Here is a 26,859-nt window from a genome sequence, read left to right as displayed (position 1 = left end):
GTGAGTAGCATAGTACTCAAAAATATAACACCTGCACTGGATCTGGTGTCTCTCGCTTTTGTTCTATTCGGTTTTTCAATTATATGGCGCCACCAGATCACACTGTTTACACAGCCCGCAAGCCAGTGCGAGCATTGTTGGAAAGGGGCAAAGATTGGGGGAGGATTGTTGGCAGGTGTTATTATACTGATGCCACTTTTGTCGACTTATGAATTATCAGATATCTGGAGATTTCTGTTGGTTATTATTTCTTTGGTGGTGACAATAAGCGCCGCCTCATTGATCGTGAAATATTCGACTTGTGTTCAGTTTTATAAAAAATTAGGGAACGGGCCTAGATAACAAAGAAAAAGAAAACAACGCGTGGATGCCCCGCCTGAAGCGGGCATGACGGCCTTACTGATTTGGTCAAGCCTTCTTTTTCGCTGCCCGGCGCAGGGCTTCGTCGGCGATATCCGCCAGGCCCTTGGAGATCGACAGCACGCCGGCCAGGCGCTGTTCCGGCTCAGGCCAGTTCTGCAGCAATACCAGCTTGTGATCCGTCGGCCGCAGCTTGGCATTGCCGCGCTGCGACTGGATGAACAGCACCAAGCCCGGCGGATCGGCAAATACATTGTCGCGGAAGGACAGCGTCATGCCCTTCGGCCCGGCCTCGATCTTGGCGATGCCGGCATCACGGCAATGCTTCTTGATCGCCACGATGTCTAAAAGATGCTGTACCTCCACGGGCAGTGGCCCAAAGCGGTCGATCAATTCAGCGGCGAAAGCATCAATTTCCTCGCGGCCTTCCAGATCGGCAACGCGGCGATAAAGCTGCAGGCGCAGATTCAGATCCGCCACATAGGCTTCCGGGATCAGCACCGCCGTGCCGATCTGGATTTGCGGCGCCCATTTCTCGTCTGCCGCCTTCTGTCCCCTCGCCTCGGAACGGGCATCCTGGATCGCCTGCTGCAGCATCTCCTGATACAGCTCGAAGCCGACTTCGCGGATATGGCCGGACTGCTCCTCGCCCAGCAGGTTGCCGGCGCCGCGCAGGTCGAGATCGTGGCTCGCGAGCGTGAAACCGGCGCCCAGGCTATCCAGGCTTTGCAGCACGCGCAGGCGCTGATCCGCATTGGCATTCAGCATGCGGCCTGGCTGGTAGGTGAAATAGGCATAAGCGCGCAGCTTGGAACGGCCGACGCGGCCGCGCAGCTGATACATCTGTGCCAGGCCGAACAGGTCGGCGCGGTGCACCACCAGGGTATTCGCACTCGGGATATCCAGTCCGCTTTCAACGATATTGGTCGCCACCAGCACGTTATAACGCCCATCGTAGAAGGCGTTCATCACGTCTTCCAGATCGGTCGGTGCCATCTGGCCATGGGCCATCACCGGCTTCAGTTCCGGCACATGCTGCTTGATGAAGTTCATGCCGAATTCGAGGTCTTCGATGCGCGGACAGACGAAGAAGCTCTGGCCACCACGGAAATGCTCGCGCAGCAGGGCCTCGCGGATCACCACCGGATCGAATGGCGCCACATAGGTGCGCACCGCCAGGCGATCCACCGGCGGCGTGGCGATCAGGCTGAGTTCACGCACGCCCGACAAGGCGAGTTGCAGCGTGCGCGGGATCGGCGTCGCGCTCATGGTCAGCACATGCACTTCGGAGCGGATCTGCTTCAGCCGCTCCTTGTGCTTGACGCCGAAATGCTGCTCCTCGTCGATGATCAAGAGGCCCAGCCGCTTGAAGTCGATGCTCTTGGACAGCAGCGCATGGGTGCCGACGACGATATCCACCGTGCCGTCTTCCAGGCCCTTCTTGGCGTCTTTAGCTGCCTTGGCATTCACCAGGCGCGATAGCTGCTCGATACGCACCGGCATGCCACGGAAACGCTGCACGAAGGTGCGGTAATGCTGGCGGCAGAGCAGTGTCGTCGGACAGACCAGCGCCACCTGCTGCCCGGCCATGGCGGCGGCGAAAGCCGCGCGGATCGCCACTTCCGTTTTGCCGAAGCCGACATCGCCGCAGATCAGGCGGTCCATCGGCCGGCCGGCGCCAAGGTCGTCCAGCGTATCGTTGATCGCACGCGCCTGATCCTCGGTTTCCTCGAACGGGAAACGGGCGCAGAATTCCTCGTAAAGCCCTTCGGGCGGCGTAATGCGCTCAGCCGTGCGCAGCGCCCGCTGGGCTGCCACCTTCATCAGCGCCTCGGCCATGTCCTTGAGGCGCTTTTTCATCCGCGCCTTGCGGTTCTGCCAGGCGACGCCGCCGAGCTTGTCGAGCGCTACGCCGGCATCGCCGGAGCCATAGCGCGACAGCATCTCGATATTCTCGACCGGCAGATACAGCCGGTCGCCGCCTTCGTAATGCAGCAACAGGCAATCATGCGGCGCGCCGCCGATATCCAGGGTGACGAGGCCCTGATAGCTGCCGATGCCGTGATCGACATGCACCACCAGATCGCCAGGACTGAGGCCCGCCGCTTCGGTGAGGAAATTCTCGGCCCGACGCTGGCGGCGCTTGGCGCGCACCAGGCGGTCGCCGAGGATATCCTGCTCGGCGATGACGCAGAGATCGGCGGCATCGAAGCCATGTTCCAGCGGCAGCACAGCGATGCCCGCCGTATTGCGCGGCAGATGCTCCAGATCGGCGGCCAGTTCCACCGCCTCGATCGGCTCGATGCCGTGATCCTTCAGCACTAGGGCCAAGCGGTCGCGCGCACCGATGCTGTAGGCCGCGAACAGCACGCGCTTGCCGGCGGTGATCTGCTTCGCCAGATGGCCGCCCAGTGCTTCGTAGACGCTGACGCCCACCTTCTTCTGCTCGGCTGCCTGCTGCGCCTGACCGCGTTCCGGGGCGAAATCGCGGCCCGGGCGGGCGCCGAGATCGAGCGCCACCACGCCCTGCCCGGCCACGGCTTCAAATGGATTGAAGGCACCGACCGGATGCTTCGTCAGCACCTGGCTCCATTCGCCGGCCGTGAAATACAGCCGATCCGGCGGCAGCGGCTTATAGGGCGAGCCGGCTTCCGCGAGGCCGGATTTCATTGCCGCGCGGCGCGAATCATAGTGATCGGCAATGGTGCGGAAGCGTTCGTCGGCTGCTTCATCCAGCAGCGCATCCAGCAGCACTGGTGCCGCCGGCATGTAATCGAACAAAGTGGAAAGCTGCTCGAAGAACAGCGGCAGCCAATGCTCCATGCCGATATGGCGGCGGCCTTCCGACACCACTGCGTAAAGCGGATCATCGTCGGTGACGGTGCCGAAGAGTTCACGGTAGCGGCCACGAAAACGCGCGATACTGTCGGCATCCAGCGGCACTTCGCTCATCGGCGCCAGCGTCATGCCATCGGCATCGCCGATGGTGCGCTGGCTGGCGGGATCGAAGCGGCGGATGCTTTCCACCACATCGCCGAAGAAATCCAGCCGCAAGGGCGCCTCGGCACCGGGCGGGAACAGATCCACCAGGCCGCCGCGTACGGCATATTCGCCCGGCTCCATCACCGTGGAGATCCGGGTATAGCCGTTGCGGTTGAGATAGGCGACCAGGCTTTCCGGCGGCAACTTGGCGCCTTTGGCAGCACTGAGCGCGCTGGCATCGAGATAGGCCGCCTGTGGCAGGCGCTGCAACGCCGCGTTCAGTGTGGTGAGCAGCAGCCAGCCGCCTTCAGGCCTGGAACCGGCCAGCTTGCTCAAGGCATCCATGCGCCGCGCCGCGATCTCGGCATTGGGCGACACGCGGTCATAGGGCTGGCAATCCCAGGCCGGCAGGCCGATCAGCGGCAAGTCGGGCGCGAAGAAGCGCAAAGCCTGTTCCAGCGCCGCCATGCGGGCATCGTCGCGGCAGATCATGATCAGGCCGCGCTGCTGCTTCTGCGCCAACGCTGCCAGCAGACGGGCATCCTGGCCTTCCGGCACGCCGCCAAGGGCCCAGCGTCCCGCCCGGCCCAGCATATCGGGCAGCTTCTGTGCCATGATCAGCGCGGCGGGGTGTAGCTTTTGAGCAGTTGCATCACCGGCGTGTCGAATTCCACCGGCACCGGCTCGCGGCCCGTCGCCCAGGCATAAATCTGCGGATCCTCGTTGGTATCCAGCAGCGCCTCATAGTGATCCAGCATGGCGGCATCGAAATCCGGCAGATGCGCGCGGGCAAAGCCGCCGAGCAGCAGGTCGGTTTCCTTCATGCCGGTATACAGGCTGCGGTGGATCAGCCTTTTGCGGCGGATTTCAATCGGTTCCGACATGGTGCCTAGCTCTGGGAAAGTGCTGAAGGATATAGTACGCCCCCTAGGGTATCGACAAGCATTTCCAGGAACAAAATGCGGCCGGCGCTACTAAACCCCGCCTTCACGCCGATCAACCGCCTGAAGGGCTGCGGCCCGAAACTGGCGGCTTTGATCGAGAAGCTGACCGGCGGGCGGCTGCTGGACCTGTGGTGGCATCGGCCCTCGGGGCTGGTGGACCGCCGCTACCGCCCGACGATTGCGGAAGCACAGCCGGGCCGCATCTGCACGCTTGAGATCAGCGTCGAGAAGCATTTCCCGCCGCGCACACCGCGCCTGCCCTATCGCATCACGGTCAGCGACGCCACCGGTTCCCTCACCCTGGTATTCTTCAATGGGCGTGAGGATTATCTGCTGCGCGCCCTGCCGCCGGGTGAAACGCGGGTGATCAGCGGCCAGATCGAATTGTTCGATGGCCGCGCGCAGATGACCCATCCCGACCGCATCGGCACGCCGGCAGAAATTGCGGCCATGGCCGCCGTCGAGCCGGTCTATCCGCTCACCGCCGGCCTCTCGGGCCGGGTGATGAGCAAGCTGGTGGATGAAGCCGTGAGCCGCGCACCTGTGCTGCCGGAATGGCTCGATCCGGCGTATCAGAAGCGCCAGGGCTGGGGCGACTGGCAAGGCGCGCTGCATCGCCTGCACAAACCGGAAGAAGCCGAGGACCTGGAACCTTTCACGCCCTGGCGCTCGCGCCTGGCTTATGACGAACTGCTCGCCAACCAACTGGCGCTGCTGCTGGTGCGCCGCCGCCTGAAGCGCCTCACCGGGCGACCGCTGGTCGGCGATGGCCGCCTGCGTGACAAGCTGGATAAGGCCCTGCCCTGGCCGCTGACCAACGCGCAGCGCCAGGCGATTGCCGAGATTGCCGGCGACATGGCTTCCGAGCGCCGCATGCTGCGACTGCTGCAAGGCGATGTCGGCAGTGGCAAGACCATGGTGGCACTCTATTCCATGCTGGTGGCGGTGGAAGCCGGCGCCCAGGCCGCGCTGATGGCACCGACCGAAATCCTAGCCCGCCAGCATGCCGAAACCCTGGCACCCTATGCCGAGAAGCTGGGCGTGAAGCTGGCCTTGCTCACCGGCCGCGACAAGGGCAAGGCCCGCGCCGCACTGCTGGAGCAACTGGCGTCCGGCGGCATCGATATCGTGATCGGCACACATGCGCTGTTCCAGGGCGATGTGGCTTTCCACAATCTCGGGCTGGCGGTAATCGACGAACAGCACCGCTTCGGCGTCGGCCAGCGCCTCGGCCTCACCAACAAGGGCGAAGGCGTGGACATGCTGGTGATGACGGCAACGCCGATCCCGCGCACGCTGTCGCTCACCGCCTATGGCGACATGGATGTATCGAAGCTGACCGAGAAGCCGCCGGGACGCAAACCCGTCGATACCCGCACTGTTGCCGCCGAGCGCCTGCCGGAGGTGATGGAAGCGGTGGCGCGCAAGATCGAAACCGGCGAGCGGGTCTACTGGGTCTGCCCGCTGGTGGAGGAAAGCGAAGTCAGCGATCTCGCCGCCGCCGCCGAACGCCATGCCGCCCTGCGCGAAAAGCTGGAGGCACGGCTTGGTGCCGGCAGTATTGGCCTGGTCCATGGCCAGATGCCCGCGGCCGACAAGGATGCGGCGATGGAGGATTTCGTCGCCGGGCGCAGCAAATTGCTCGTCGCCACCACGGTGATCGAAGTCGGCGTCGATGTGCCGGAAGCAACCCTGATCGTGATCGAGCATGCCGAACGCTTCGGACTGGCGCAGTTGCACCAGTTGCGCGGCCGTGTCGGGCGCGGCGGCAAACCCGGCTCCTGCCTGCTGCTCTATTACGGCAAGCTCGGCGAAACCTCCCGCGCGCGGCTCAAGATCATCCGCGAAAGCGACGATGGTTTCCGCATTGCCGAGGAAGATTTGCGCCTGCGTGGTGCCGGCGAAGTGCTGGGCACGCGCCAAAGCGGCCTGCCGGATTTCCGCCTTGCCGATCTGGCCGCCCATGCCGATCTGCTGGCAACCGCACGCGATGACGCCAAGCTGATCCTGGAACGCGACCCGACGCTGAAAACCCCGCGTGGCGAGGCCTTGCGGCATTTGCTCTATCTGTTCGAGCGCGACGCCGCGATCCAGTATCTGCAATCAGGCTGACAAAGAAAAAGCCCGGCGGCCTTTCGGCTGCCGGGCTATTCTTTGCGATGGCTGTATCAGCCCTGGCTGCGGCGCTTCAGGGCCAGATGCCAGGCGGCCTGCATCACGGCAACGCCCAACAGGGTCTTGACCAAGGTGGCAGCCCAGAAGGGATAGAGGCCAGCGGCCAGCGCCTTCTGCACACCCACCAGCGTGGCAAGCCAGCTGACGCCGAACACGAACACCACGGCATGGCCGACTGCCATGGCAATCAGGCAGCGCAGCAGCGAGCGGTCCCAGCCACGCTCGGCCAGCCAGCCGACCAGCCCGACGGAAGCAACGAAGCCGATCAGGTAGCCCGCCGTGGGGCCAGCGAAATAGGCCGGGCCGGCAGCGGCACCTGCGAATACGGGCAGGCCGACGAAACCTTCCGCCAGATAGAGCAGCACGGTGGCAACGCCGAGGCGGCTGCCGAAGGCCATGCCAATGGCGAGGATCGCCAGCGTCTGCAAGGTCATCGGCACCGGCCAGAACGGCACCTGCACCTTGGCCGAGATCGCCAGCAAGGCGGAACCGGCCAGCATCGCCAGCGCGATGCGCCATGCCTTCATACCGGGCGCGACATGCTGCAGCAGAGTCGGATTAAGCGTCGTCGTAGTCATGTTTTCTCTCCCTTAAGCGAATTCGAGGATTACCTGGTCAACGGCCAGGCTGTCGCCCTTCTTGGCATTGACCTTCTTCACCGTGCCGTCGCGTTCGGCGCGCAGCACGTTTTCCATCTTCATGGCTTCGACCACGGCCAAAGCCTGACCGGCCTTCACCGGTTCGCCTTCCGCGACATTGATCGACACCACCAGGCCCGGCATCGGGCAGAGCAGATACTTCGACATATCCGGCGCCACCTTCTCCGGCATCAGGCGGGCCAGTTCGGCGGCGCGCGGGCTGCGCACGATCAGATCCAGTTCGGCGCCGCCATGGGTGATACGGAAACCTTCCTGGCGCATTGCTACACGGGCAACGATGGGCGTGCCGTCCACCGTGCCACGGAAGAAGGCTTCGCCCGGATGCCAGTCGGAGCGCACCTTCACGGCCTTCTTGCCGCTGAGCTTCACGTCATAGCCGCCCTCGGCATCGACAGCAGAGGCAACGGTTTCAACCTTGCCCTCGAACACCACCCAATCGCCGCTGGCAGCCTTCTCCGGCAGGCCGAGCTTGCCGGTGATATGGCTGGCGCGGCGCTCGGCGCGCAGATGCAGCAGTACCGCCACCGCCGTCAGCGCCTGATGCTTCGCCGCCGGCAGATCAGCGCCGGCAAAGCCCTGCGGCCATTCCTCGGCGATGAAATTGGTGGAGAGCTTGCCGGACTGGAAACGCGGATGCGCCAGCACGGCGTTGAGGAAATTGACGTTATGACCAATACCGGAAATCCAGGTCTCGTCCAGCGCATCGGCCAGCGCCTTGGTGGCTTCCTCACGGGTTTTGCCATAGCCGCAGAGTTTCGAGATCATCGGATCATAGAACATGCTGATCTCGCTGCCCTCGACCACGCCGGTATCGTTGCGGATCACCGGCGATTCTTCCGCCGTACGCCAGCGCACCAGGCGGCCGGTGGAAGGCAGGAAGCCGCGATACGGGTCTTCCGCATAGATACGCGCCTCAATGGCCCAGCCGTTCAGCTTGATGTCCTTCTGCGCAATCGTCAGCTTTTCGCCGGCAGCCACGCGGATCATCTGCTCGACCAGATCGACACCGGTGATCAGCTCGGTCACCGGATGCTCCACCTGCAGGCGGGTATTCATTTCCAGGAAGTAGAATTTGCGGTCCGGGCCGACAATGAATTCCACCGTGCCGGCGCTGTCATAATCCACGGTCTTGGCCAGAGCCACCGCCTGATCGCCCATCGCCTTGCGGGTCTTGGCATCCAGGAACGGCGACGGCGCCTCTTCCACCACCTTCTGATGGCGGCGCTGAATCGAACATTCGCGCTCGCCAAGGAAGATCACGTTGCCGTGCTTGTCGCCCAGCACCTGGATTTCGATATGGCGCGGCTCCTCGATATACTTCTCGATGAACACGCGGTCGTCGCCGAAGGAATTCTTCGCTTCATTGGTGGCGGACGAGAAGCCCTGCTCCACCTCGCCGTCATTGCGGGCGATGCGCATACCCTTGCCGCCGCCGCCGGCAGAAGCCTTGATCATCACCGGATAGCCGATCTCGCGTGCGATCTTGGTGGCTTCCTTGCCATCCTTGATGGCGCCGAGATAGCCCGGCACGGTGGAGACGCCGGCCTTCTTGGCCAGCTTCTTAGACTCGATCTTGTCGCCCATGGCGAAGATCGCGTTCGGGTTCGGGCCGATGAAGGCAATACCCGCCTGCTTCAGCGCCTCGGCGAATTTGCGATTCTCGGACAGGAAGCCATAGCCCGGATGCACCGCCTGGGCGCCGGTCTTCTTGCAGGCATCGACGATCTTGTCGATCACCAGATAGCTTTCGGCAGCCGGTGGCGCACCGATATGGATCGCCTCGTCCGCCATGCGCATATGCAGCGCGCCATCATCGGCATCGGAATAGACCGCCACGGTCTTGATGCCGAGCTTGCGGCAAGTCTTGATCACGCGGCAGGCGATTTCGCCGCGGTTGGCGATCAGTATCTTGTCGAACAGCTTGCCCGGCTTCACGGTGGGCGACGCTTGTTTGACCGGGGCAGCTTTCTTGGTCTGGGTCTTCTTGGCCATGGTTTTGCGCTCGCTCACAGCGGAATGTTGTCGTGCTTCTTCCACGGATTCTGCAACTCCTTGTCTCGCAGCATGGCGAGGGAGCGCGCAATCCGGTAGCGCGTGTTATGCGGCATGATCACGTCGTCGATGAAGCCGCGATGGCCGGCAACGAACGGATTGGCGAATTTCTGCCGGTATTCCTCGGTGCGCGCCGCGATCTTGGCGGCATCGCCGATTTCCGAGCGGAAGATGATTTCCACCGCGCCCTTGGGGCCCATCACGGCGATTTCCGCCGAAGGCCAGGCGTAGTTCACGTCGCCGCGCAGATGCTTCGAGCTCATCACGTCATAGGCGCCGCCATAGGCCTTGCGGGTGATCACGGTGACCTTCGGCACCGTCGCCTCGGCATAGGCGAACAGCAGCTTGGCGCCATGCTTGATGATGCCGCCATATTCCTGCGCCGTGCCGGGCAGGAAGCCGGGCACATCGACGAAGGTGACGATGGGGATTTCATAGCAATCGCAGAAGCGCACGAAGCGCGCCGCCTTGCGGCTGGAATCGATATCGAGGCAACCGGCCAGCACCATCGGCTGGTTGGCGACGATGCCCACCGGCTGGCCGCCGATGCGGGCAAAACCGGTGAGGATATTCTTGGCGAAGCTCGGCTGGATTTCGAAGAAGTCGCCGTCATCGACCACCTTCTCGATCAGCTCCTTCATGTCGTAGGGCTTGTTCGGGTTCGGCGGCACCAGGGTATCGAGGGAAGCTTCCTGGCGCTCGATCGGATCGAAGCTTTCGCGCGCCGGCGGCTTCTCCCGGTTGCTGAGCGGCAGGAAGCCCATCAGGCGGCGTACCTGCACCAAAGCCTCGACATCATTCTCATAGGCATTGTCGGCCACCGAGGACTTGGTGGTATGCGTCACCGCGCCGCCCAGCTGTTCCTGGGTCACCACTTCCTGCGTCACCGTCTTCACCACATCCGGGCCGGTGACGAACATGTACGAGCTGTCCTTCACCATGAAGATGAAGTCGGTCATTGCCGGGGAATACACCGCGCCACCGGCACAGGGCCCCATGATCACTGAAATCTGCGGCACCACGCCGGAGGCCAGTACATTGCGCTGGAACACCTCGGCATAGCCGGCAAGGCTGTCAACGCCTTCCTGGATGCGGGCGCCGCCGGAATCGTTGAGGCCGATGACGGGTGCGCCAACTTTGAGCGCCTGATCCATGATCTTGCAGATCTTCTTGGCATGGCTGGCCGAGAGCGAGCCGCCGAACACGGTGAAATCCTGGCTGAAGACGAAGACCAGACGGCCATTGATGGTGCCCGAACCGGTAACCACGCCATCGCCGGCCACCTTCTGCTCGGCCATGCCGAAATCGGTGCAGTCATGCTCCATGAACATGTCCCACTCCTCGAAGGAGCCGGGATCGAGCAGCAGGTCTATGCGTTCCCGCGCGGTCAGCTTGCCCTTGGCATGCTGCGCGGCGATGCGCTTGTCGCCGCCACCGGCGCGCGCCTCAGCACGCTTGTCCTCAAGTTGCCGGATAATGTCCTGCATTACACGTCCCCCTGTTGCCCTGTCGGGCTACCTTACACGCGTTAGATTTCTCTCGAATAGCACAATGTATCGCACTGCAAAATAGCCAGAAGCGCAACAAATTACTCGCCGATCCGGTCAGATCGTCGGTAGGCGAACAGTTCAGCCTATGGCGGAAATCAGGCCTTGCGGCGCCCGGATACCGGCGCTTCGGGCAGCCGGCAGTCGGTCAGGTCGGCACCATCCAGCATGGCGCGGGCAAGATCGACCTCGTCCATCACCGCACTGCGCAACTGTGCGCCGCGCATATCGGCGCCGCGCAGCACCGCGCCGGTCATGTTGGCCGGAAACAGCCGGTTGCCCGGCATCACCAGTGGTCCGAGATTGGCATCGCGCAGATCGGCCCGCACCATCTGCGCCCCCGTAAGGTTGGCGCCGCGCAGGTCCGCCCCCACCAGATTGCAGTCGCGCAGGTCGGCTTCCATCAGCTTGGAGCCTTGCAGCATGGCACGCTGCAGGTTCAGGCCCTGGAGGATCGCCCCTTTGAGATTGGCGCCGGTAAGGATCACACCGGGCTTCGGCCCGATGGCGCGCAGATCAAGTTCGCTGAAATCGAACAGCCTGCCCTGCTCGCCGCCGGTGCCAAGCCACTGCGCATAAAGCTTCAGTGCCTCATCGATCGGCACACCAAGATCGGCCAGCGGCCGGCCTTGCGGCTTGTCGTCCAGCACGCCTGCCACATCGGTGCCGGCCAGCAGCGCATTTTCCATCTTGGCGCCGACCATAACGGCGCCGCGCAACGTGGCATCCTTGAGGTTGGCACCGGAAAGATCAGCACCGGAGAGGTTGGCGCCTTCCAGGCGCGCGGCAGAAAGATTGGCGCGCGTCAGGATGCAGTTCACCATGATCGCATCGGTGAAATCGGTGCGCCCGGCGGCAACGCCGGAAAGATCGGCGCCGGTGAGATCCACGGCAATCATCTTGGCGCCGCCAAGATCGACCGGATCATGGTCCGGCTTCTTGATATGGACGTTGCCGTATTTATCGCGCTCGGCCACCACACCATCGCGCATGTCGGCATCCAGCAGCCGCGCGCCGGTCAGGTCGGCGCCGCGCAAAGAAGCGCCGCGCAGATCGGCTCGTTCCAGCCGTGCGCCCTGCAGGTTGGCGCCGCGCAGATCGCAGGCATAGAGCACGGCCTGGCTCAGATTGGTCTCGGCCAGGTTCACACCCTGCATCTTGCAGCCGGTGAAATCGGCGCCGGCCAGATCGGCACCGGCCATGGTCAGATTGGAAAGATCACGGAACTGAAAAATAGAGCGCCGTCCGCCAGCGAGGCGCTGACGATACTTCTCATGGTCGGCAATCGCGGCGAGCAACTCGCCATAGCCAACTTTTGGACGCTGCCTGTTTTCCATACGAGACGCCGTCACGCGTCATCCCCCGATAAACGGTACAAGCTCACTGTGCGACGCAGCATCCCCCGCTTCGTCACCCAGCCGATTCATTTGAATGCGAAGGATCATACGCCCGCTACCAGGGCCCGGGGAACTGGATATTTATTATTAATTACAGCATCTTATCGGCAATATGACAGATTTTGACCGATTCTCCGACCGCCCTAGCGACCGCGAAAGTCAGGCGGGCGCTTGGCCTTGAAAGCCGCCAGGCTCTCGGCGAAATCCTCACTCAGCGTCATCAGAGCGAATTGCTCTGCATCCAGAGCAGAGGACATCTGAATCAAACCTTCAGTGTATGCATTGGCGCCGCGCTTGATCATGCGCACCGCGAGCGGTGGTTTCGCTGCCGCGATTTCAGCCAGTGCCAGCGCGCGTTCCAACGCGGAACCATCCGCCACCACTTCATCGACAGCGCCAAGCCGCTGCAATGTTCCACTATCTGAAACTTCACCCAGGATCGAAAGCCGCTTCGCCGCGGCCGGACCGCAGCGCGCGATGAGGCGCGGCAACGCCGTCCAGCTCAGGTTCATGCCGCGATCCACTTCCGGCAGACCCAGCCGCGAGCCCTCGCCCGCCACCACCAGATCGGCGGCACTCGCCAGGGCCAGGCCGCCGCCAAGGCACCAGCCCTCAACCGCAGCAATGGTGTAGCATTCCAGGCCCGCCAGCGCCTTGCACATCGCCGCGCCGGCCAGCGGCCCCTGCATGCGCTCCGGCACGCTGGCGGTAGCGATCGTCGCCAGCATCGGGTCTTTCAGATCGAAGCCGACCGAGAACACCTCGGCGGCACCAGTCAGTACCAAGGCATTCGGCGGCTCGGGCGACTTGGCGAGATCGTCAAACGCCTCGCGCAACGCCCGCATTGCCAGTACCGAGAGCGCATTGCGGCCATCGCCACGGTCGAAGCGCAGCAACGCAACGCGGCCACGACGCTCCAGGCTGAGCATTATTTCGTTCCGCTCTGCACCGACTTGATGATTGCCGAGTAATCGAGCGCGCCATTGCCGGCATTGACGAATTCGGAATAGAGCGCGGTGGCTTCCGCGCCCAGCGGCGTGACGACGCCAGCGGCACGCGCCGCTTCCTGCGACAGCTTGAGGTCCTTGAGCATCAGATCAGCGGCAAAGCCCGGCTTGTAATCGCGGTTGGCGGCCGAGGTCGGCACCGGACCGGGCACCGGGCAATGGTTGATCAGCGCCCAGCAGGAGCCCGAGGAAGCCGACACGATATCGAACATCGCCTGCGGCGCCAGGCCGAGCTTCTCGCCCATCACGAAGGCTTCCGAGATCGCGTTCATGGTGATACCGAGCACCATGTTGTTGCACACCTTGGCGACCTGGCCGTTACCGGCGCCTCCGGCATGCACGATCTTCTTGCCCATCTTTTCCAGCAGCGGCTTGGCCGCAGCAAAGGCATCGTCGCGGCCACCGACCATGAAGGTGAGCGCGGCATTCTCAGCCCCGGCAACGCCGCCGGAAACCGGTGCGTCCAGCATGCGCATGCCCTTGGCCTCGGCAGCGGCAATAACTTCGCGCGCCGTTTTCACGTCGATAGTGGATGAGTCGATGAACAGCGTGTTCGGCCTGGCCACCGAGAGAATGCCCTTGGAACCGGTATAGACATCGCGCACATGCTTGCCGGCCGGCAGCATGGTGACCACGGCATCAACATCGGTGGCGGCTTCCTGCGCCGTGGCGGCCTTAGTGCCACCGGCTTCCACCACGCGGGCAACTGCCTCGGCACTGAGGTCGAATGCCTTCACGGCATAGCCGGCCTTCAGCAGGTTGCGCGCCATCGGCCCGCCCATATTGCCAACGCCGATGAAACCGATGCTCTTCATGTCCCTCTCCCTTGTTTTATTTCTGAATCAGTCGAAGCGCAGATCGCCATCCGGCAGGGCGGCGAAATAGCTTTCGATATAGGCATCCTCAACTGCTTCCAGTGTCGCCGGCTGCCAGCGCGGCGCATGATCCTTGTCAACGATCACCGCACGCACGCCTTCATAGAAGTCATGCCCGCTGAGCACATGGTTGCACATGCGCCATTCCAGCTTCATGCAGTCGCGGAAATTCAACTGTCGGCCACGGCGGAGCTGCGCGAAGGTCAGTTTCACGGAGGTCGGCGACTTGGTGCGGATCAGCTTGGCCTGCTCAACACCAAAACCATCCGATGCTTCAAGCTTCTGCATGATTCCGGCCACGCTGTCACCGGCGAACAGCAAGTCGATCAGGCCAAGATGCGGTGCCAGCGGCGCGGCGCCCGGATCATGCTGGAACGGCATGATCACAGCATCCACCGCCGCCTTGTCGCTGAGCGGCGCGGCGATCAGCGCCGCTTCCAGGGCGGCATGGTCGGCACGCTTGACGCAATGGGTGGCGATGCCGGCATGCAGCACATCGGCCGATTTCAGCCGCGCGCCGGTGAGGCCGAGATAAGTGCCGAGTTCACCCTTGAGGCGCGGCAGGAAATAGGTGCCGCCAACATCGGGAAACAGGCCGATGCCGGTTTCCGGCATGGCGAACAGAACCTGCTCGCTGATCACGCGATGGCTGCCATGCACCGAAAGACCGACGCCGCCGCCCATGAAGATGCCGTCGATCAGCGCGATGAACGGCTTTTGCATTTCAGCGATCAGGGTATTGGCGCGGTATTCCGTGTTCCAGAAGGCGCGCGCACCGGCACGGCCTTCCTCACCCGGCGCCGTGAGATGGCGGATATCGCCACCGGCGCAGAACGCCTTCTCGCCAGTGCCCTTGATCAGCACTGCCTTGATCGCGGCATCCGCGCTCCATTGCCGCAGGGTTTTTTCCAGGGGCACGCACATCGCCTGATTCAGTGCGTTCAGTGCCGCCGGGCGGTTAAGCTGGATGATGCCTAGCCCGTTCTGAACGGAAAACAGAATCTCATCGGTCATGGTTTATTGTCTCAATCCAGGAATGAGCCAGACAGCAGCGACCGCGACACGATCACGCGCATGATCTCGTTGGTGCCTTCAAGTATCTGGTGGACGCGGGCATCGCGCAGATAGCGTTCCACCGGATAATCCTTCAGATAGCCGTAGCCGCCATGCAACTGCAAAGCCTCGTTGCAGATGGCGAAGCCGGCATCGGTGGCGAACCGCTTGGCCATGGCGCAATACATCGTCGCCTCGGCATGTTTGGCGTCCAGCATGGCGGCGGCATTGCGGATCATCAGCCGAGCGGCGGCCAGATCGGTGGCCATGTCGGCAAGCTTGAACTGCGTCGCCTGGAAGCTGGCGATAGCATTGCCGAATTGCTTGCGGGTGGCGACATGCTCGCGGGCTATGGTGAGGCAGGCCTTGGCAGCGCCAATCGAGCAGGCGCCGATATTCAGCCGCCCCCCATCCAGGCCGGCCATGGCGATGCGGAAGCCCTCGCCTTCGGCGCCGATACGATTGATCTTCGGCACACGGCAATCCTCGAAGATCACCATGGCGGTAGGCTGCGAATTCCAGCCGAGCTTCTTCTCCTGCGCGCCAAAACTCAGGCCCGGCGTGCCATTTTCCACCACGATGCAGGAAACACCGCGCGCGCCCGGCTCGCCGGTGCGCACCATGCAGACGTATATGTCTGAACGCCCGCCGCCGGAAATGAACGCCTTGGTGCCGTTCAGCACATAGTAATCGCCATCATCCACGGCTCGGGTCTGCAAGGCGGCGGCATCCGAGCCGGCATTGGGCTCGGTGAGGCAGTAGGACGCGAAATGCTCCATGCTGGTCAGCTTGGGCAGGAAACGCTGGCGCTGTTCCTCGTTGCCGAAGCGGTCGATCATCCACGCCGCCATGTTGTGGATCGAGATATAGGCGGCCGTGGACGTGCAGCCGGCGGCCAGTTCCTCGAAGATCAGCGCGGCATCAAGCCGGGTCAGGTCCGAGCCGCCGACATCGTCGCGCACATAGATGCCGCCGAAGCCGAGGGCCGCCGCTTCGCGCAGTTCGGCCTCGGGGAAAATCTTCTCGGCATCCCATTTCGCCGCACCCGGCTGCAGTTTTTCCGCAGCGAAGCGGCGCGCCATCTCCTGGATGGCGCGCTGGTCCTCGGTCAGACCGAAGGACACGGCGTCACTTCATGGTCGGGATGTTGAACTCGGCGCCGGAACGGATGCCGGTGGGCCAGCGGGCGGTGACGGTCTTGATCTTGGTGAAGAACTTCACGCCTTCCGGACCATGCTGGTTGGTGTCACCGAAGGCCGAACGCTTCCAGCCACCGAAGGTGTGGAACGCCAGCGGCACCGGGATCGGCACATTGATGCCCACCATGCCGACCTGCACCTTGGCGGCAAAGTCACGCGCCGCATCGCCATCGCGAGTGAAGATCGCCACGCCGTTGCCGAATTCATGCTCGGTCGGCAGCTTGGCGGCTTCCTCGAAGCTCTCGGTACGAACCACGCTCAGCACCGGGCCGAAGATTTCTTCCTTGTAGATGCGCATGTCCGGCGTCACGTTGTCGAACAGGCAGCCGCCCATGAAGAAGCCCTTCTCATAGCCCTGCAGCTTCAGGCCACGGCCATCCACCACCAGCTTGGCGCCTTCCTGCACACCGGTATCGACATAGCCCTTCACCTTGGCCAGATGCTCCGCCGTCACCAGCGGACCCATTTCGGAATCCTTGTCCACCGAGGGGCCGACCTTCAGGGCGCGCACGCGCGGCGCCAGGGCTTCCACCAGGCGGTCGGCGGTCGACTTGCCCACCGGCACCGCAACCGACACGGCCATGCAGCGCTCACCGGCCGAGCCGTAGCCGGCGCCGATCAGCGCATCCACGGCCTGATCCATATCGGCATCGGGCATAACGATCATGTGGTTCTTGGCGCCGCCCATGGCCTGCACGCGCTTACCATGCGCCGCCGCCGTGGCGTAGACATACTGGGCGATCGGCGTCGAACCGACGAAGCTGATCGCCTGGATGCGCGGATCGGTGAGCAGCGTATCCACCGACACCTTGTCGCCGATGACGCAGTTCAGCACGCCCGGAGGTGCGCCGGCTTCCAGCATCAGTTCTGCCAGCCGCAGCGGGCAGCTCGGATCCTTCTCGGACGGCTTCAGCACGAAGGTGTTGCCGCAGGCAATCGCCACCGCGAACATCCACATCGGCACCATGGCCGGGAAATTGAACGGCGTGATGCCGGCAACCACGCCAAGCGCCTGACGCATCGAGTAGACGTCGATGCCGGTGGCCACGCTGTCGGAATACTCGCCCTTCAGCAGATGCGGGATGCCGCAGGCGAACTCGACGACTTCCAGGCCGCGCTGCAGCGAACCGCGCGCATCCGACACCACCTTGCCATGCTCATTGGCAATCAGCAGCGCGATCTCGTCGGCATGCTTCTCGCAAAGCTCCTTGAATTTGAACATCACCCGCGCGCGGACCAGCGGCGAGGTGCGCGACCAGGTTTCGAACGCCTTCTGGCTGTCGGCAATCGCCGCCTCGACCTCTTCCTTGGTCGCCAGCGGGGCGCGCGCGCCAATCTCGCCCGTGCTCGGGTTGTAGACATCGAGGAAACGGCCGGATGTACCTGCCACCTTCTTGCCGCCAATGAAATGATGCAGAGCCTGGGTCATAGTGTGTTCCTCCGTCTTGCCTTGTGGCGTCTTTTCGCGGTTCGCCAACAGTTACATTCCATGTGGCGCCGTAGGATATGGCAGGTCGGCGGCCCGCATGGTATTGGAATTTTTGCACAATAGGTGGGCATAATCCCAAACCCATCGCTCCCCTCCGGGGGCATCAGGAATAGCCGTCGCCGGGCCTGCGGGCAACCCACGGAGGGTGTTTTCCCACCCTGCACGCCCACACCACACCCGGTTGCAAGTCCGCTGGCGCGCCAACGTCATACGCGATAGAACCCAGACATGCCCGAGCCTCTGGACATCAAAGCCGCCGCGACATGGGGCGATGGCGCTGCCCGCCTCGCCGGCATCGCCCTGCTGGCATTGTCCGGGGGACTGCTGCTGGGTGCTGTTACCGGCCAGAACGGGGTGATCGACTGGCTGCCCGGCCCGCCTCCAATCCATGTCGAACTGATTACGGGCAGCGCCATCGCGGCCCTGGGCCTGCTGGCTGGCACCCGCCAGATGCTGATCGGGCGGGTTTCCGCCAGTCTGCTGCTGTTGCTGGCCCTCTCTAGCCTCGGCGACACCATCCTGCGCGGCAACATGGACCGCAGCGCCGAGATCATGGCGGCCGGCAACGGCCTGCTGAGCCATGTCGGGCATATGGGGCCGGTCACCGCGGTCGGCTTCCTGTTCGCCGCCCTTGGTCTGGCCATTCCCGCCCGCCCAGGCCAGCAGGCATCGCGCCTGCTGCCGCCACCGCTGCTGATCTGGGCAGCGGCCACCATGCTGATCGCCTGGGGCCTGATGCTGCTGCTCAGCGCCTTCGACATGCTGCCGCAAACCCGCGCCTGGGCGCGCCATACCCAGGCGGTGATCGGCGCCGTACCGGTATTGCTGTTGATCGGCATCGGCCTGGGCGGGCGTTTCCGTGCCATGGGCCGCCTGCCCGCACCACCGCCATTGCTGGCCGCCGTGGCCGGCATCCTGATCTTCGGCACGGCTGTTTCATTCACCCTGTGGCAGGCCACGGCGGAGGCCGAGGAGCGCCTGCTGGAGCGCGACGTGGCGCAGCATGCCCGCTGGTTCGCGCAGGAGGCCGAGCGCCGCCTGGATATCCGGCTTGGCACCCTGGAACGCATGATGGAGCGCGAAGGCGCGCAAGCCGCCAGCAACGACCGTTCGCTGCGCGGTGCCGCCGGCCTGGTATTGCAGGCGGATGCCACGGTAAGCGACCTGCAACTCTGGAGCCTGGGGCCACGCGGTATCGGCGGCAGCGCCGATCAGCTGGAGCGGCTCTGGTCCGAGGCAACGCGCAATGCCGGCACGCTCAGCATCAATGACGCCGTGCTCGGCAACTGGGCGGCGGCTTTGCGCAGCAACAGCCTGAAGGCCGGCAAGGCAACCTATCTGGTTGGCGGGTATTATCGCGGCAGCGGCCCTGCCCTGCTGATGATGGTGGCCCAGCCGCATGACGATGGCAGCGCGCTGCTGCTGGTCGGCGGTATCGACCTGACGCGCTATTTCAGCAGCATCGCCAGTATCGCCGCCGGCTTCGGTTATGCCCTGCGGATTGAGGAAAAAGGCCTGACGCAGTTCCAGCGCGGCGCGTTCCCGTTGGAAGCGGTGCGCGCCTATCCCCTGCCGATGTTGGGGCCGGACTGGCAATTGCGGCTGGCGCAGATGCGCGACACTGAAACCGCTCAGGCCCTGCCCGTTGCCGGCCTCACACTGCTGTTCTGCCTGCTTGCCACGGCGATGATTGCCGGCCTGGTGGCGCTCGCCTATGGCGCGGTGCTGCGCCGGCGCGACATGGCCGATGCCCGGACCCGTTTGCAGGAGATCAATGATCGCTTCGAGGCGGCAATGCGCGCCTCGCGTATCGGAATCTGGGACTGGGACATCCAGCGCAACGAAACCCTGGTGATTGCCGGCTTCATGGGCGAAGCCGGCGGCGGCCAGGCACCGAGCTGGCGCCATTTCTCCAGCCCCGATTTCTTCGACCGCGTGCATCCCGAGGATCAGGACATGATCCGCCGCCGGATGGACAAGCAGCTAAGATTCAGCACGCCGTTCGAGGCCGATTTCCGCCTGCGCCGTGATGACGGACTCTATATCTGGACCCAGACCCGCGGCATTGCTTTGCGCGACGGACAGGGCAAGCCGGTACGCATGGTCGGTTCGATGGAAGACATCGAGGATGTGCGCCGCCAGATGATGGAGATGGAGCAGCAGCAGCATATCCTTGAAGCCCAGGCTGAGCGGCTGGCCCAGGTTGCCCGTGATCTGGAAGTGGCGCGCGATGCGGCCGAGGCCGCCAACCGGGCCAAATCCAGCTTCCTCGCCATGATGAGCCATGAAATCCGCACGCCGATGAATGGCGTGCTCGGCATGCTCACACTGCTGCGCGATGCCGGCCTGCAGAACCATCTGCAACGTTATGCCGAGGTGGCCGAGCAGTCGGCACGCGAATTGCTGTCGCTGATCGACGACATCCTCGATGTTTCCAAGCTCGAAGCCGGCAAGCTGAAGATCGAGGATACCGATTTCGACCTGCGCCCGGCATTGGAAACCCTGATCGCGCTGCACCAGCCGCGCGCCGAAGCCGCCGGCAACCGGCTTGAGCTTGTCATCGCCGACGATGTGCCGGAACACCTGATCGGCGACCCGCTGCGGCTGCGCCAGGTCGTAACCAACCTGCTGGGTAATGCCATCAAATTCACCGAACAAGGCCGTATCACGGTGAGTGTCACCGCCAGCCGGCCCAGAAGCGCCGATCCGGAAGCCATCCTGCTGCGCTGCGAGGTGGCGGATACCGGCATCGGCATCGAACCGGCGGCGCAGGAACGCCTGTTCCAGCCCTTCACCCAGGCTGATGCCTCGATCACCCGGCGCTATGGCGGCACCGGGCTGGGCCTCACCATCTGCCGCAACTTGGTGCAGCTGATGGGCGGGGAAATCGGCGTGGTCAGCGCACCGGGCCAAGGCTCCACTTTCTGGTTCACCCTGCCGCTGCGCGAGGACCGCGAATTGATCGAGCGCCTAAATGCCGCTGGCGTGTGAAGTTTTTATCCCCTGTTAACCAGGTCCGCGCGAAGATTCCGGCATTGACCAGCCGGAGCGTCCCGCATGTTGCCGCTGTATCCGATCACCCCGCCGCCATCCAAGCTGCTGCTCCAGGCCATTGCCAGCCGCGGCTACAGCCCGGAACGCTTCCGCGTCGAAACGCGCATCAAGCCGCGCCTGTTCCGCGCCGTGATCAGCGGCAAGCGCCCGATCAAGCTGGGCACCGCGATGCGGCTGGGGCGTTTCTTCGGTACCTCCCCCTGGGTGTGGATTGCTTTTCAGGAGCGGTATGATAAAGCCGTCTGAATGAGCACCGACCGCCTGCCGCCCAGCTTTCCCGCCTTTCCCGTCAGCCGCCCGCGCCGCCTGCGCCGCAGCGACTGGACCCGTCGTCTGGTGGCCGAGAACCGCCTCGGCGTCGACGATCTGATCTGGCCGATCTTCGTGCATGAAGGCCCCGGCAACGCGGCGATCCCCTCGATGCCCGGTGTCGAGCGCCTCACCGTCGAGGCCGCCGCCGAGGCCGCCCGCGAAGCCGAGGCGCTTGGTATTCCCTGCATTGCGCTGTTTCCGGCCACCAACCCGAAGCTCAAGAGCGAGGACGGCCGCGAGGCACTGAATCCGAACAACCTGGTATGCAGCGCCGTGCGCGCCATCAAGGCGGCGACGAAGAATCTCGGCGTGCTGTGTGACGTAGCACTAGATCCCTATACCAGCCACGGCCATGACGGCCTGATCGTCGATGACGAGATCGTCAACGACCCGACACTGGAAATGCTGGTGCAGCAGGCCCTGGTGCAGGCACAGGCCGGCTGCGACATCATCGCGCCGTCGGACATGATGGATGGCCGCGTCGGCGCCATCCGTGCCGCGCTGGACAAGGCAGGCTTCCAGCATGTGCAGATCATGGCCTATGCCGCCAAGTATGCCTCGGCCTTCTATGGCCCGTTCCGCGATGCCGTCGGCTCGGCGGCCAATCTGGGCCGTGGCGACAAGCGTACCTACCAGATGAATCCCGGCAACGGCGACGAGGCCCTGCGCGAAGTGGCCCTCGACATCGCCGAGGGTGCCGACATGGTGATGGTGAAGCCGGGCATGCCCTATCTGGATATCTGCTGGCGCGTGAAGCAGGCTTTCGGCCTGCCCACCTTCGCTTATCAGGTGTCGGGCGAATACGCCATGCTGACCGGCGCCGCTGAGCGCGGCTGGCTCGACCGCGCCCGCGTCGCCCATGAAAGCCTGCTCGGCTTCAAGCGCGCCGGCTGCGATGGCGTGCTGACCTATTTCGCCCGCGACATCGCCCGGGCTTTCAAGCAAGCCTGACCAACAAGTACTGACTGATCACGTCAACGCTGTGGCATGTCCAGGTGGGAGTAGCCGAGGCTGACGGTGGCGTCCTGCGGGATGACCGGCATGGTCGCTTCCCATGCTTCCCAAGCCTGACGCATGGCGGCCAGGCGTTCAGGTTCGCGCTTCGACAGGTTGGCGCGCTCACGCGCATCGCGGTCGATATTGAATAGATAATCGACCCCATCGACGCGCAGATATTTCCATGCACCGTGCCGCATCGCCCGCTGCTGGCGGTGCTTCATGCGCCAGAACATCGGCCGCTCGAAATGGGATCCCGGATCGCGTAGCAAACGGCTCAGCGATATGCCATCGAAAGGAAATCCCGGCGCGGCCTCGGCGCTGCCGAGTTCCGCCAGGGTGGCCGACCAGTCCATCGTCATGCATTGCTGCCGGCTCAAGCTGCCCGCTGGTATCACCGCCGGCCAGCAGGCAATCCATGGCACACGGATACCGCCTTCGGTCAGATCCATCTTGCCACCAACCAGCGGCCAGTTATCGCTGAAACGCTCGCCGCCATTGTCACTGGTAAAGACGATCAGCGTATTGTCCCGTTGACCGGTTTCCCGCAATGCCTCCACCACCCAGCCAATCCCTTCATCCATATGGTGGATCATGCGGTGATAGGTCTGGATATTGCCGCCATCAAGGTGGAACAGGTTGCCCTTCACCTGAGCGGCGAGTGCGCCATCTCCCCGCGCCTCCCAGGGCCAATGTGGCGCCGTGTAGTGCAGGCTCAGGAAGAACGGCTCGCCGCGTTCGGCTGCGGCAGCGGACCGCCGCACATAGTCCACGGCACGGCGAGACAGGAGATCGGTCAGATACCCTTCCTCGGCCTGTTCCGCCTCGCCGAAATAGAGGTCATGCGCGCCATTGACGCCGCAATGGCTGAAGTAATCCACCCCGCCAGACATCGGGCCGAAAAACTCATCATAGCCGGACCGGATCGGGCTGAAATACGGCGGATAGCCAAGATGCCATTTGCCGATCAGGGCGGTGCGGTAGCCGACCGCCTTCAGCAATGACGGCAAGGTCGGATGCTCGGGCGGCAGGCCCAGCGTGGTGCTGCCCTTGCTGCGGCTGTTGATCGGCTCCTCGGCCGCACCGCGCAACCGGTATTGGTAACGCGCGGTCATCAAGGCAAAGCGTGTCGGTGAACATACCGGGGAATTGGCATAACCATCGGTGAAGCGCAGGCCATCGGCCGCCAATTGATCGATCACCGGCGAAACGGGACCAAACTCAGCCACACGTCCGCCGTAGCAGCCGAGATCGGCAAAGCCGAGATCATCCGCCACGATAAAGATAATGTTGGGGCGCTGGTTCATGGCGGCCTGGCGGCAGCTATTCGGGCTTGAAGCCTGATTCGCGGATCGGCGGCCCCCAGCGCTCATAATCCTCTTTCATGATCGCCGCGAGTTTCTCCGGTCCGTAGCCGGTCGGCTCGACTCCCATGGCCAGCAGGCGCTTATGCATCTCGGCGTCCTGAATCACCTCGATTGCAGCCTTTGACAGCCGCTGTACCGTGGCCGGCGGCGTACCTGCCGTGGTGAAAAGTCCATACCAGGGCGTGGCAACAAGGTCATAACCCTGCTCGCGGAATGTCGGCACGCTGGGGAATTTCGGGCTGCGGTTTTCCCCTGCCACGGCCAGCAGCCGGGCCTTGTTGGCATCGACCAGCGACTGGATATCGGCAGCCACGGTGGAGAGGGCGGCGATTTCGCCTGCCGCCAGAGCCTGCATGGACGGCGCTGTGCCGCGATACGGCACATGCTGCAGGGTGATGCCGGCGCTTTTCGCAAACATGACGCCAAAGAAATGCGGCAGGCTGCCTGCCGCCGCCGAACCATAGAAGCCGTTCGTCTCAGGATTGGCTTTGACCCAGGCGACGTATTCCTTGAGGTTTTTCGCCGGCACCTGATTGCCGACGCCAAGGCCGACCTGAAAATTGCTCAGATGCGCCACTGGGGCGAAATCCTTGAATGGATCGTAGCCAATGCGGTCGGCATAGCTATGCGGGAAGATCGACATCGTCGCCACCGGGGTCATCAGCAGCGTGGTTCCGTCCGGAATTGCGGTCTTGACCGCCTGGTTGCCGATCATGCCGCCCGCACCGGCTTTGTTTTCGACAATCACCGTCTGGTCCAGCCGTTTCGACATCGCATCGGCAATCACACGCGCCAGGGCATCGGACGTCGCTCCGGGCGGATAGCCGACAATAATCTTGATGATGCCGCTCTGAGCCAGAACCGGCTGGCTCAGCAGGCCAAGCATGATGATCAGGAAGCCTTGAAGCAGGATACGCCGGCGCATGATGACATCCCCCCTGTTTTGAATTTGTCGTCCAGCGTAAGCTCTGAAGCTTGAATTGATCTAATCAACTATGGCCATGACCAAATCCGCACCCTCGCCCCTGCGCGCGCCACAGCGATTGAGTCAGCTTTTGAACTTCCGTCTGCAGGTGCTCTTTGCCCTGAGCGGGGCCCCTGTGGTGCGCATGCTCGAAGGTCGGCACGGCATCACGCGCCGGGAATGGCGGCTGCTGGCCAGGCTTGCGGAAACCGGCCCGCTTTCGCCCTCGGCACTGGCGGAGGCCGCCCAGCTCGACCGCGCCCGAACCTCAAGGGCAATCGGCCTTCTCACCAGCAAGAATCTGGTCTCCCGGACACCTGAAGCCCGCGATCCGCGCCGGGCGGTGGTAACGATCACGGCGTCTGGCCTTGAGCTTTACGCGCGGATATTTCCCGACGTGGCGCAATTGAATGCCCAACTCGTCGATGTGCTGGATGATGAACAACTGCGCGTGCTGGATGGCGCGCTGGAAAGAATGACGGCGCAAGCCCGCCTGCTGAACCAGCAGGTGGCGACTGAAATCAAGGCGCTGCGCCAGGCCGGCGGCTCGCGCCGGCTGCATCCCAATGAAGCCTGAGAAGCCAATTACTCTGAAAAGCCAATTACTCTGAAAAAATGAGCGCCCGCGACATCGCGCGGACGCCCCTAATTTCTGATTACTTCTTGGTCTTGGTGGCTTCGAGCCGCGCGATCAGGCTGGACGTATCCCAGCGATTGCCGCCCATCTGCTGTACTTCGGCATAGAACTGATCCACCAGGGCGGCGACCGGCAGGCTCGCGCCGTTGCGGCGCGCTTCCGCCAGGCAGATGCCGAGGTCCTTGCGCATCCAGTCAACCGCGAAGCCGTAATCGAACTTGCCTTCGATCATGGTCTTGTGGCGGTTGTCCATCTGCCAGGAGCCGGCGGCGCCCTTAGAGATCACTTCCACCGCCTTCATCAGATCGAGGCCCGAAGCACGGCCGAAGGCCAGGGCTTCCGACAGGCCCTGCACCAGGCCGGCGATGCAGATCTGGTTCATCATCTTGGTAAGCTGGCCCGAACCGGCCGCCCCCATCAGGTTCTGCATCTTGGCATAGGCCTGGATCACCGGCTTGACCCGCTCATATACCGGCGCGTCGCCGCCGCACATGATGGTGAGCTGGCCGTTCTCGGCACCAGCCTGCCCGCCGGAGACCGGCGCATCGATGAAGCCCTGGCCGGCGGCACTGGCCTTGGCATAGATCTCGCGGGCGACATCGGCGGAGGCCGTGGTGTGGTCGACGAACACAGCGCCCTTGCCCAGGCCGGCGAGAATACCGTCATCGCCATAAACCACGGAGCGCAGATCGTCGTCATTGCCGACACAGGCCATGACGAATTCGGCGCCCTGGGCGGCTTCACGTGGGGTGGCGGCGCGTTTGCCGCCATGCTGGGCAGCCCATTTTTCAGCCTTGGCGGCGGAGCGGTTCCACACGGTCACGTCGTGGCCGGCCTTCACCAGATGGCCCGCCATCGGGTAGCCCATTACGCCTAAGCCGATAAATGCGGTCTTTGCCATAATTCCCCCTAAATATGTGATTTATATTGGGTATTGTTGCTGGGCGGGGACTTTGACACAGCTCCGTAAGGGCCGCAATCGTCTTGTCGCGGCACCCAACCACAGGCAGCGCAATTGCCGCTTGCATTCGCCTGTCATTTTTTTTATATTTAGGACTAGGAAACCGTATCCAATGGGAGAAACCCATTATGCCGCTCAATAGCATCGGCCAAGTTGCCGGCGCGGGCAGTAGCGGCGCGGCAGCACGCGAGGCCCGCGTAGAATCAGCGAGTTTTGCCAGCGTCAACTCTTCCGAGTTCTCGCAACGGAGCACTGTTATCAGTGCCCCCGAAGAGAGCGGTACTCGGCAGGGAGCCTATTATATCAGCCCTTTCATCCGGCTCGATACCTCGACGCGCCTCGCAATCCTGGAATTCCGTGACTCCGAGACTGGCGAAGTCCAGCAGCAGTATCCCTCGCCTCGCGTGGTGAAGGAATACGCGCAGAACCTGCCGGACAATTTCGACCTGCCGCGCGCCGGCAAGGACGATCAGTCGCGCGAAGCACCGCTGCCGAGCTTCGGCAAGCCGGCGAACGAGCCGACCGGTGAAGCCCGTATCATCGGTGCGGGCCAGGGTGGCGGCAGTGATCAGCCGCTGCCCGGCGAAAAGCCTGTTGGCACCGGCAGGGCTGCGCCTGCTCCGGCTAACCCGGCAATCGCCGCTTTCGGCGCCGCCATCAGCGGCCTGACCAGCGGCTTCAGTTCGCGTCAGGTTGCGGTCGCCTAAAGCTCACCAGAAGTATTTGTTTCTTGCTGCTTTTAAAGCCCACGGCTCGCGCCGGCGGGTTTTTTGTGCTTCCTTTAAGGGCGTAGCTGGTGGATTCCCTTGCAATCGAGGGAACTTTCCAC

Annotated in this window: 20 protein-coding genes; 6 read left to right on the top strand and 14 right to left on the bottom strand. The window is 63.4% G+C overall.

What is annotated here, in order from left to right; all coding sequences use genetic code 11:
- Nucleotides 1–408 precede the first annotated feature (408 nt).
- Together mfd and ACQY7X_RS18275 are read right to left on the bottom strand one after the other, a co-directional pair.
- The gene (gene mfd, locus ACQY7X_RS18280; RefSeq protein ID WP_428246846.1) at nt 409–3,957 is read right to left on the bottom strand and encodes a transcription-repair coupling factor; all 3,549 of its coding nucleotides are present in this window, start codon (nt 3,955–3,957) and stop codon (nt 409–411) included.
- Nucleotides 3,958–3,959: 2 nt separating this feature from the next.
- Nucleotides 3,960–4,226: a succinate dehydrogenase assembly factor 2 gene (locus ACQY7X_RS18275; protein WP_428246845.1), complete on the bottom strand. Its 267-nt coding sequence runs from the start codon at nt 4,224–4,226 to the stop codon at nt 3,960–3,962.
- 75 nt (nt 4,227–4,301) lie between these two features.
- Here ACQY7X_RS18275 and recG point away from each other — a divergent pair, with 75 nt between their 5' ends.
- On the top strand, nt 4,302–6,398 hold the full coding sequence (gene recG, locus ACQY7X_RS18270; RefSeq protein ID WP_428246844.1) for an ATP-dependent DNA helicase RecG: 2,097 nt from the start codon (nt 4,302–4,304) through the stop codon (nt 6,396–6,398).
- A 56-nt stretch (nt 6,399–6,454) separates the two neighbouring features.
- Here recG and ACQY7X_RS18265 read toward each other — a convergent pair whose 3' ends face one another.
- The 9 genes from ACQY7X_RS18265 to ACQY7X_RS18225 all read right to left on the bottom strand — a co-directional run bounded on the left by ACQY7X_RS18265 (nt 6,455) and on the right by ACQY7X_RS18225 (nt 17,679).
- Nucleotides 6,455–7,039, bottom strand: coding sequence for a biotin transporter BioY (locus tag ACQY7X_RS18265; RefSeq protein ID WP_428246843.1), 585 nt, complete (start codon nt 7,037–7,039; stop codon nt 6,455–6,457).
- Nucleotides 7,040–7,051: 12 nt separating this feature from the next.
- Complete coding sequence (locus ACQY7X_RS18260; protein ID WP_428250074.1) at nt 7,052–9,040, bottom strand: acetyl-CoA carboxylase biotin carboxylase subunit; 1,989 nt, start codon at nt 9,038–9,040, stop codon at nt 7,052–7,054.
- An 86-nt stretch (nt 9,041–9,126) separates the two neighbouring features.
- Nucleotides 9,127–10,659, bottom strand: a complete 1,533-nt coding sequence (locus ACQY7X_RS18255) for an acyl-CoA carboxylase subunit beta (RefSeq protein WP_428246842.1) — start codon at nt 10,657–10,659, stop codon at nt 9,127–9,129.
- 158 nt (nt 10,660–10,817) lie between these two features.
- Complete coding sequence (locus ACQY7X_RS18250) at nt 10,818–12,056, bottom strand: pentapeptide repeat-containing protein (RefSeq protein WP_428246841.1); 1,239 nt, start codon at nt 12,054–12,056, stop codon at nt 10,818–10,820.
- Nucleotides 12,057–12,259: 203 nt separating this feature from the next.
- On the bottom strand, nt 12,260–13,045 hold the full coding sequence (locus tag ACQY7X_RS18245; protein ID WP_428246840.1) for an enoyl-CoA hydratase/isomerase family protein: 786 nt from the start codon (nt 13,043–13,045) through the stop codon (nt 12,260–12,262).
- Complete coding sequence (gene mmsB, locus ACQY7X_RS18240) at nt 13,045–13,938, bottom strand: 3-hydroxyisobutyrate dehydrogenase (protein ID WP_428246839.1); 894 nt, start codon at nt 13,936–13,938, stop codon at nt 13,045–13,047. Before mmsB ends, ACQY7X_RS18245 begins: the two co-directional genes overlap by 1 nt.
- A 27-nt stretch (nt 13,939–13,965) precedes the next feature.
- A complete protein-coding gene (locus tag ACQY7X_RS18235) occupies nt 13,966–15,012 on the bottom strand; it encodes an enoyl-CoA hydratase/isomerase family protein (protein ID WP_428246838.1) in 1,047 nt (348 codons plus the stop codon).
- Between the two features lie 11 nt (nt 15,013–15,023).
- Complete coding sequence (locus tag ACQY7X_RS18230) at nt 15,024–16,175, bottom strand: acyl-CoA dehydrogenase family protein (RefSeq protein ID WP_428246837.1); 1,152 nt, start codon at nt 16,173–16,175, stop codon at nt 15,024–15,026.
- Between the two features lie 4 nt (nt 16,176–16,179).
- Nucleotides 16,180–17,679, bottom strand: a complete 1,500-nt coding sequence (locus tag ACQY7X_RS18225; protein WP_428246836.1) for a CoA-acylating methylmalonate-semialdehyde dehydrogenase — start codon at nt 17,677–17,679, stop codon at nt 16,180–16,182.
- Nucleotides 17,680–17,967: 288 nt separating this feature from the next.
- Between ACQY7X_RS18225 and ACQY7X_RS18220 the strand changes: the two genes are divergently transcribed.
- The 3 genes from ACQY7X_RS18220 to hemB all read left to right on the top strand — a co-directional run bounded on the left by ACQY7X_RS18220 (nt 17,968) and on the right by hemB (nt 22,056).
- Nucleotides 17,968–20,730 carry an ATP-binding protein gene (locus tag ACQY7X_RS18220; RefSeq protein WP_428246835.1) on the top strand — a complete coding sequence of 921 codons (2,763 nt, stop codon included), beginning with the start codon at nt 17,968–17,970 and terminating at the stop codon, nt 20,728–20,730.
- Between the two features lie 66 nt (nt 20,731–20,796).
- Nucleotides 20,797–21,039, top strand: a complete 243-nt coding sequence (locus tag ACQY7X_RS18215) for a helix-turn-helix transcriptional regulator (RefSeq protein ID WP_428246834.1) — start codon at nt 20,797–20,799, stop codon at nt 21,037–21,039.
- On the top strand, nt 21,040–22,056 hold the full coding sequence (gene hemB, locus ACQY7X_RS18210) for a porphobilinogen synthase (RefSeq protein ID WP_428246833.1): 1,017 nt from the start codon (nt 21,040–21,042) through the stop codon (nt 22,054–22,056).
- A gap of 23 nt (nt 22,057–22,079) precedes the next feature.
- On the opposite strand, the gene ACQY7X_RS18205 is transcribed toward hemB, so the two are convergent.
- Both ACQY7X_RS18205 and ACQY7X_RS18200 read right to left on the bottom strand, forming a co-directional pair.
- Nucleotides 22,080–23,408 carry a sulfatase family protein gene (locus ACQY7X_RS18205; protein ID WP_428246832.1) on the bottom strand — a complete coding sequence of 443 codons (1,329 nt, stop codon included), beginning with the start codon at nt 23,406–23,408 and terminating at the stop codon, nt 22,080–22,082.
- A 16-nt stretch (nt 23,409–23,424) separates the two neighbouring features.
- Entirely contained in the window at nt 23,425–24,393 is a 969-nt protein-coding gene (locus ACQY7X_RS18200; protein ID WP_428246831.1) for a Bug family tripartite tricarboxylate transporter substrate binding protein, read from the bottom strand.
- A 70-nt stretch (nt 24,394–24,463) separates the two neighbouring features.
- On the opposite strand from ACQY7X_RS18200, the gene ACQY7X_RS18195 reads away from it, so the two are divergent.
- Nucleotides 24,464–25,009: a MarR family winged helix-turn-helix transcriptional regulator gene (locus ACQY7X_RS18195; RefSeq protein ID WP_428246830.1), complete on the top strand. Its 546-nt coding sequence runs from the start codon at nt 24,464–24,466 to the stop codon at nt 25,007–25,009.
- A gap of 79 nt (nt 25,010–25,088) precedes the next feature.
- On the opposite strand, the gene ACQY7X_RS18190 is transcribed toward ACQY7X_RS18195, so the two are convergent.
- Nucleotides 25,089–25,970: an NAD(P)-dependent oxidoreductase gene (locus tag ACQY7X_RS18190; protein ID WP_428246829.1), complete on the bottom strand. Its 882-nt coding sequence runs from the start codon at nt 25,968–25,970 to the stop codon at nt 25,089–25,091.
- Nucleotides 25,971–26,158: 188 nt separating this feature from the next.
- Here ACQY7X_RS18190 and ACQY7X_RS18185 point away from each other — a divergent pair, with 188 nt between their 5' ends.
- Nucleotides 26,159–26,737 (top strand): hypothetical protein, encoded by a 579-nt coding sequence (locus ACQY7X_RS18185; RefSeq protein WP_428246828.1) that lies wholly within the window; start codon nt 26,159–26,161, stop codon nt 26,735–26,737.
- Nucleotides 26,738–26,859: the final 122 nt, after the last annotated feature.

The sequence above is a fragment of the Ferrovibrio sp. genome, assembly GCF_965278975.1.
Taxonomy (GTDB): domain Bacteria; phylum Pseudomonadota; class Alphaproteobacteria; order Ferrovibrionales; family Ferrovibrionaceae; genus Ferrovibrio.
This window is presented reverse-complemented; position numbering and strand designations above follow the sequence as displayed.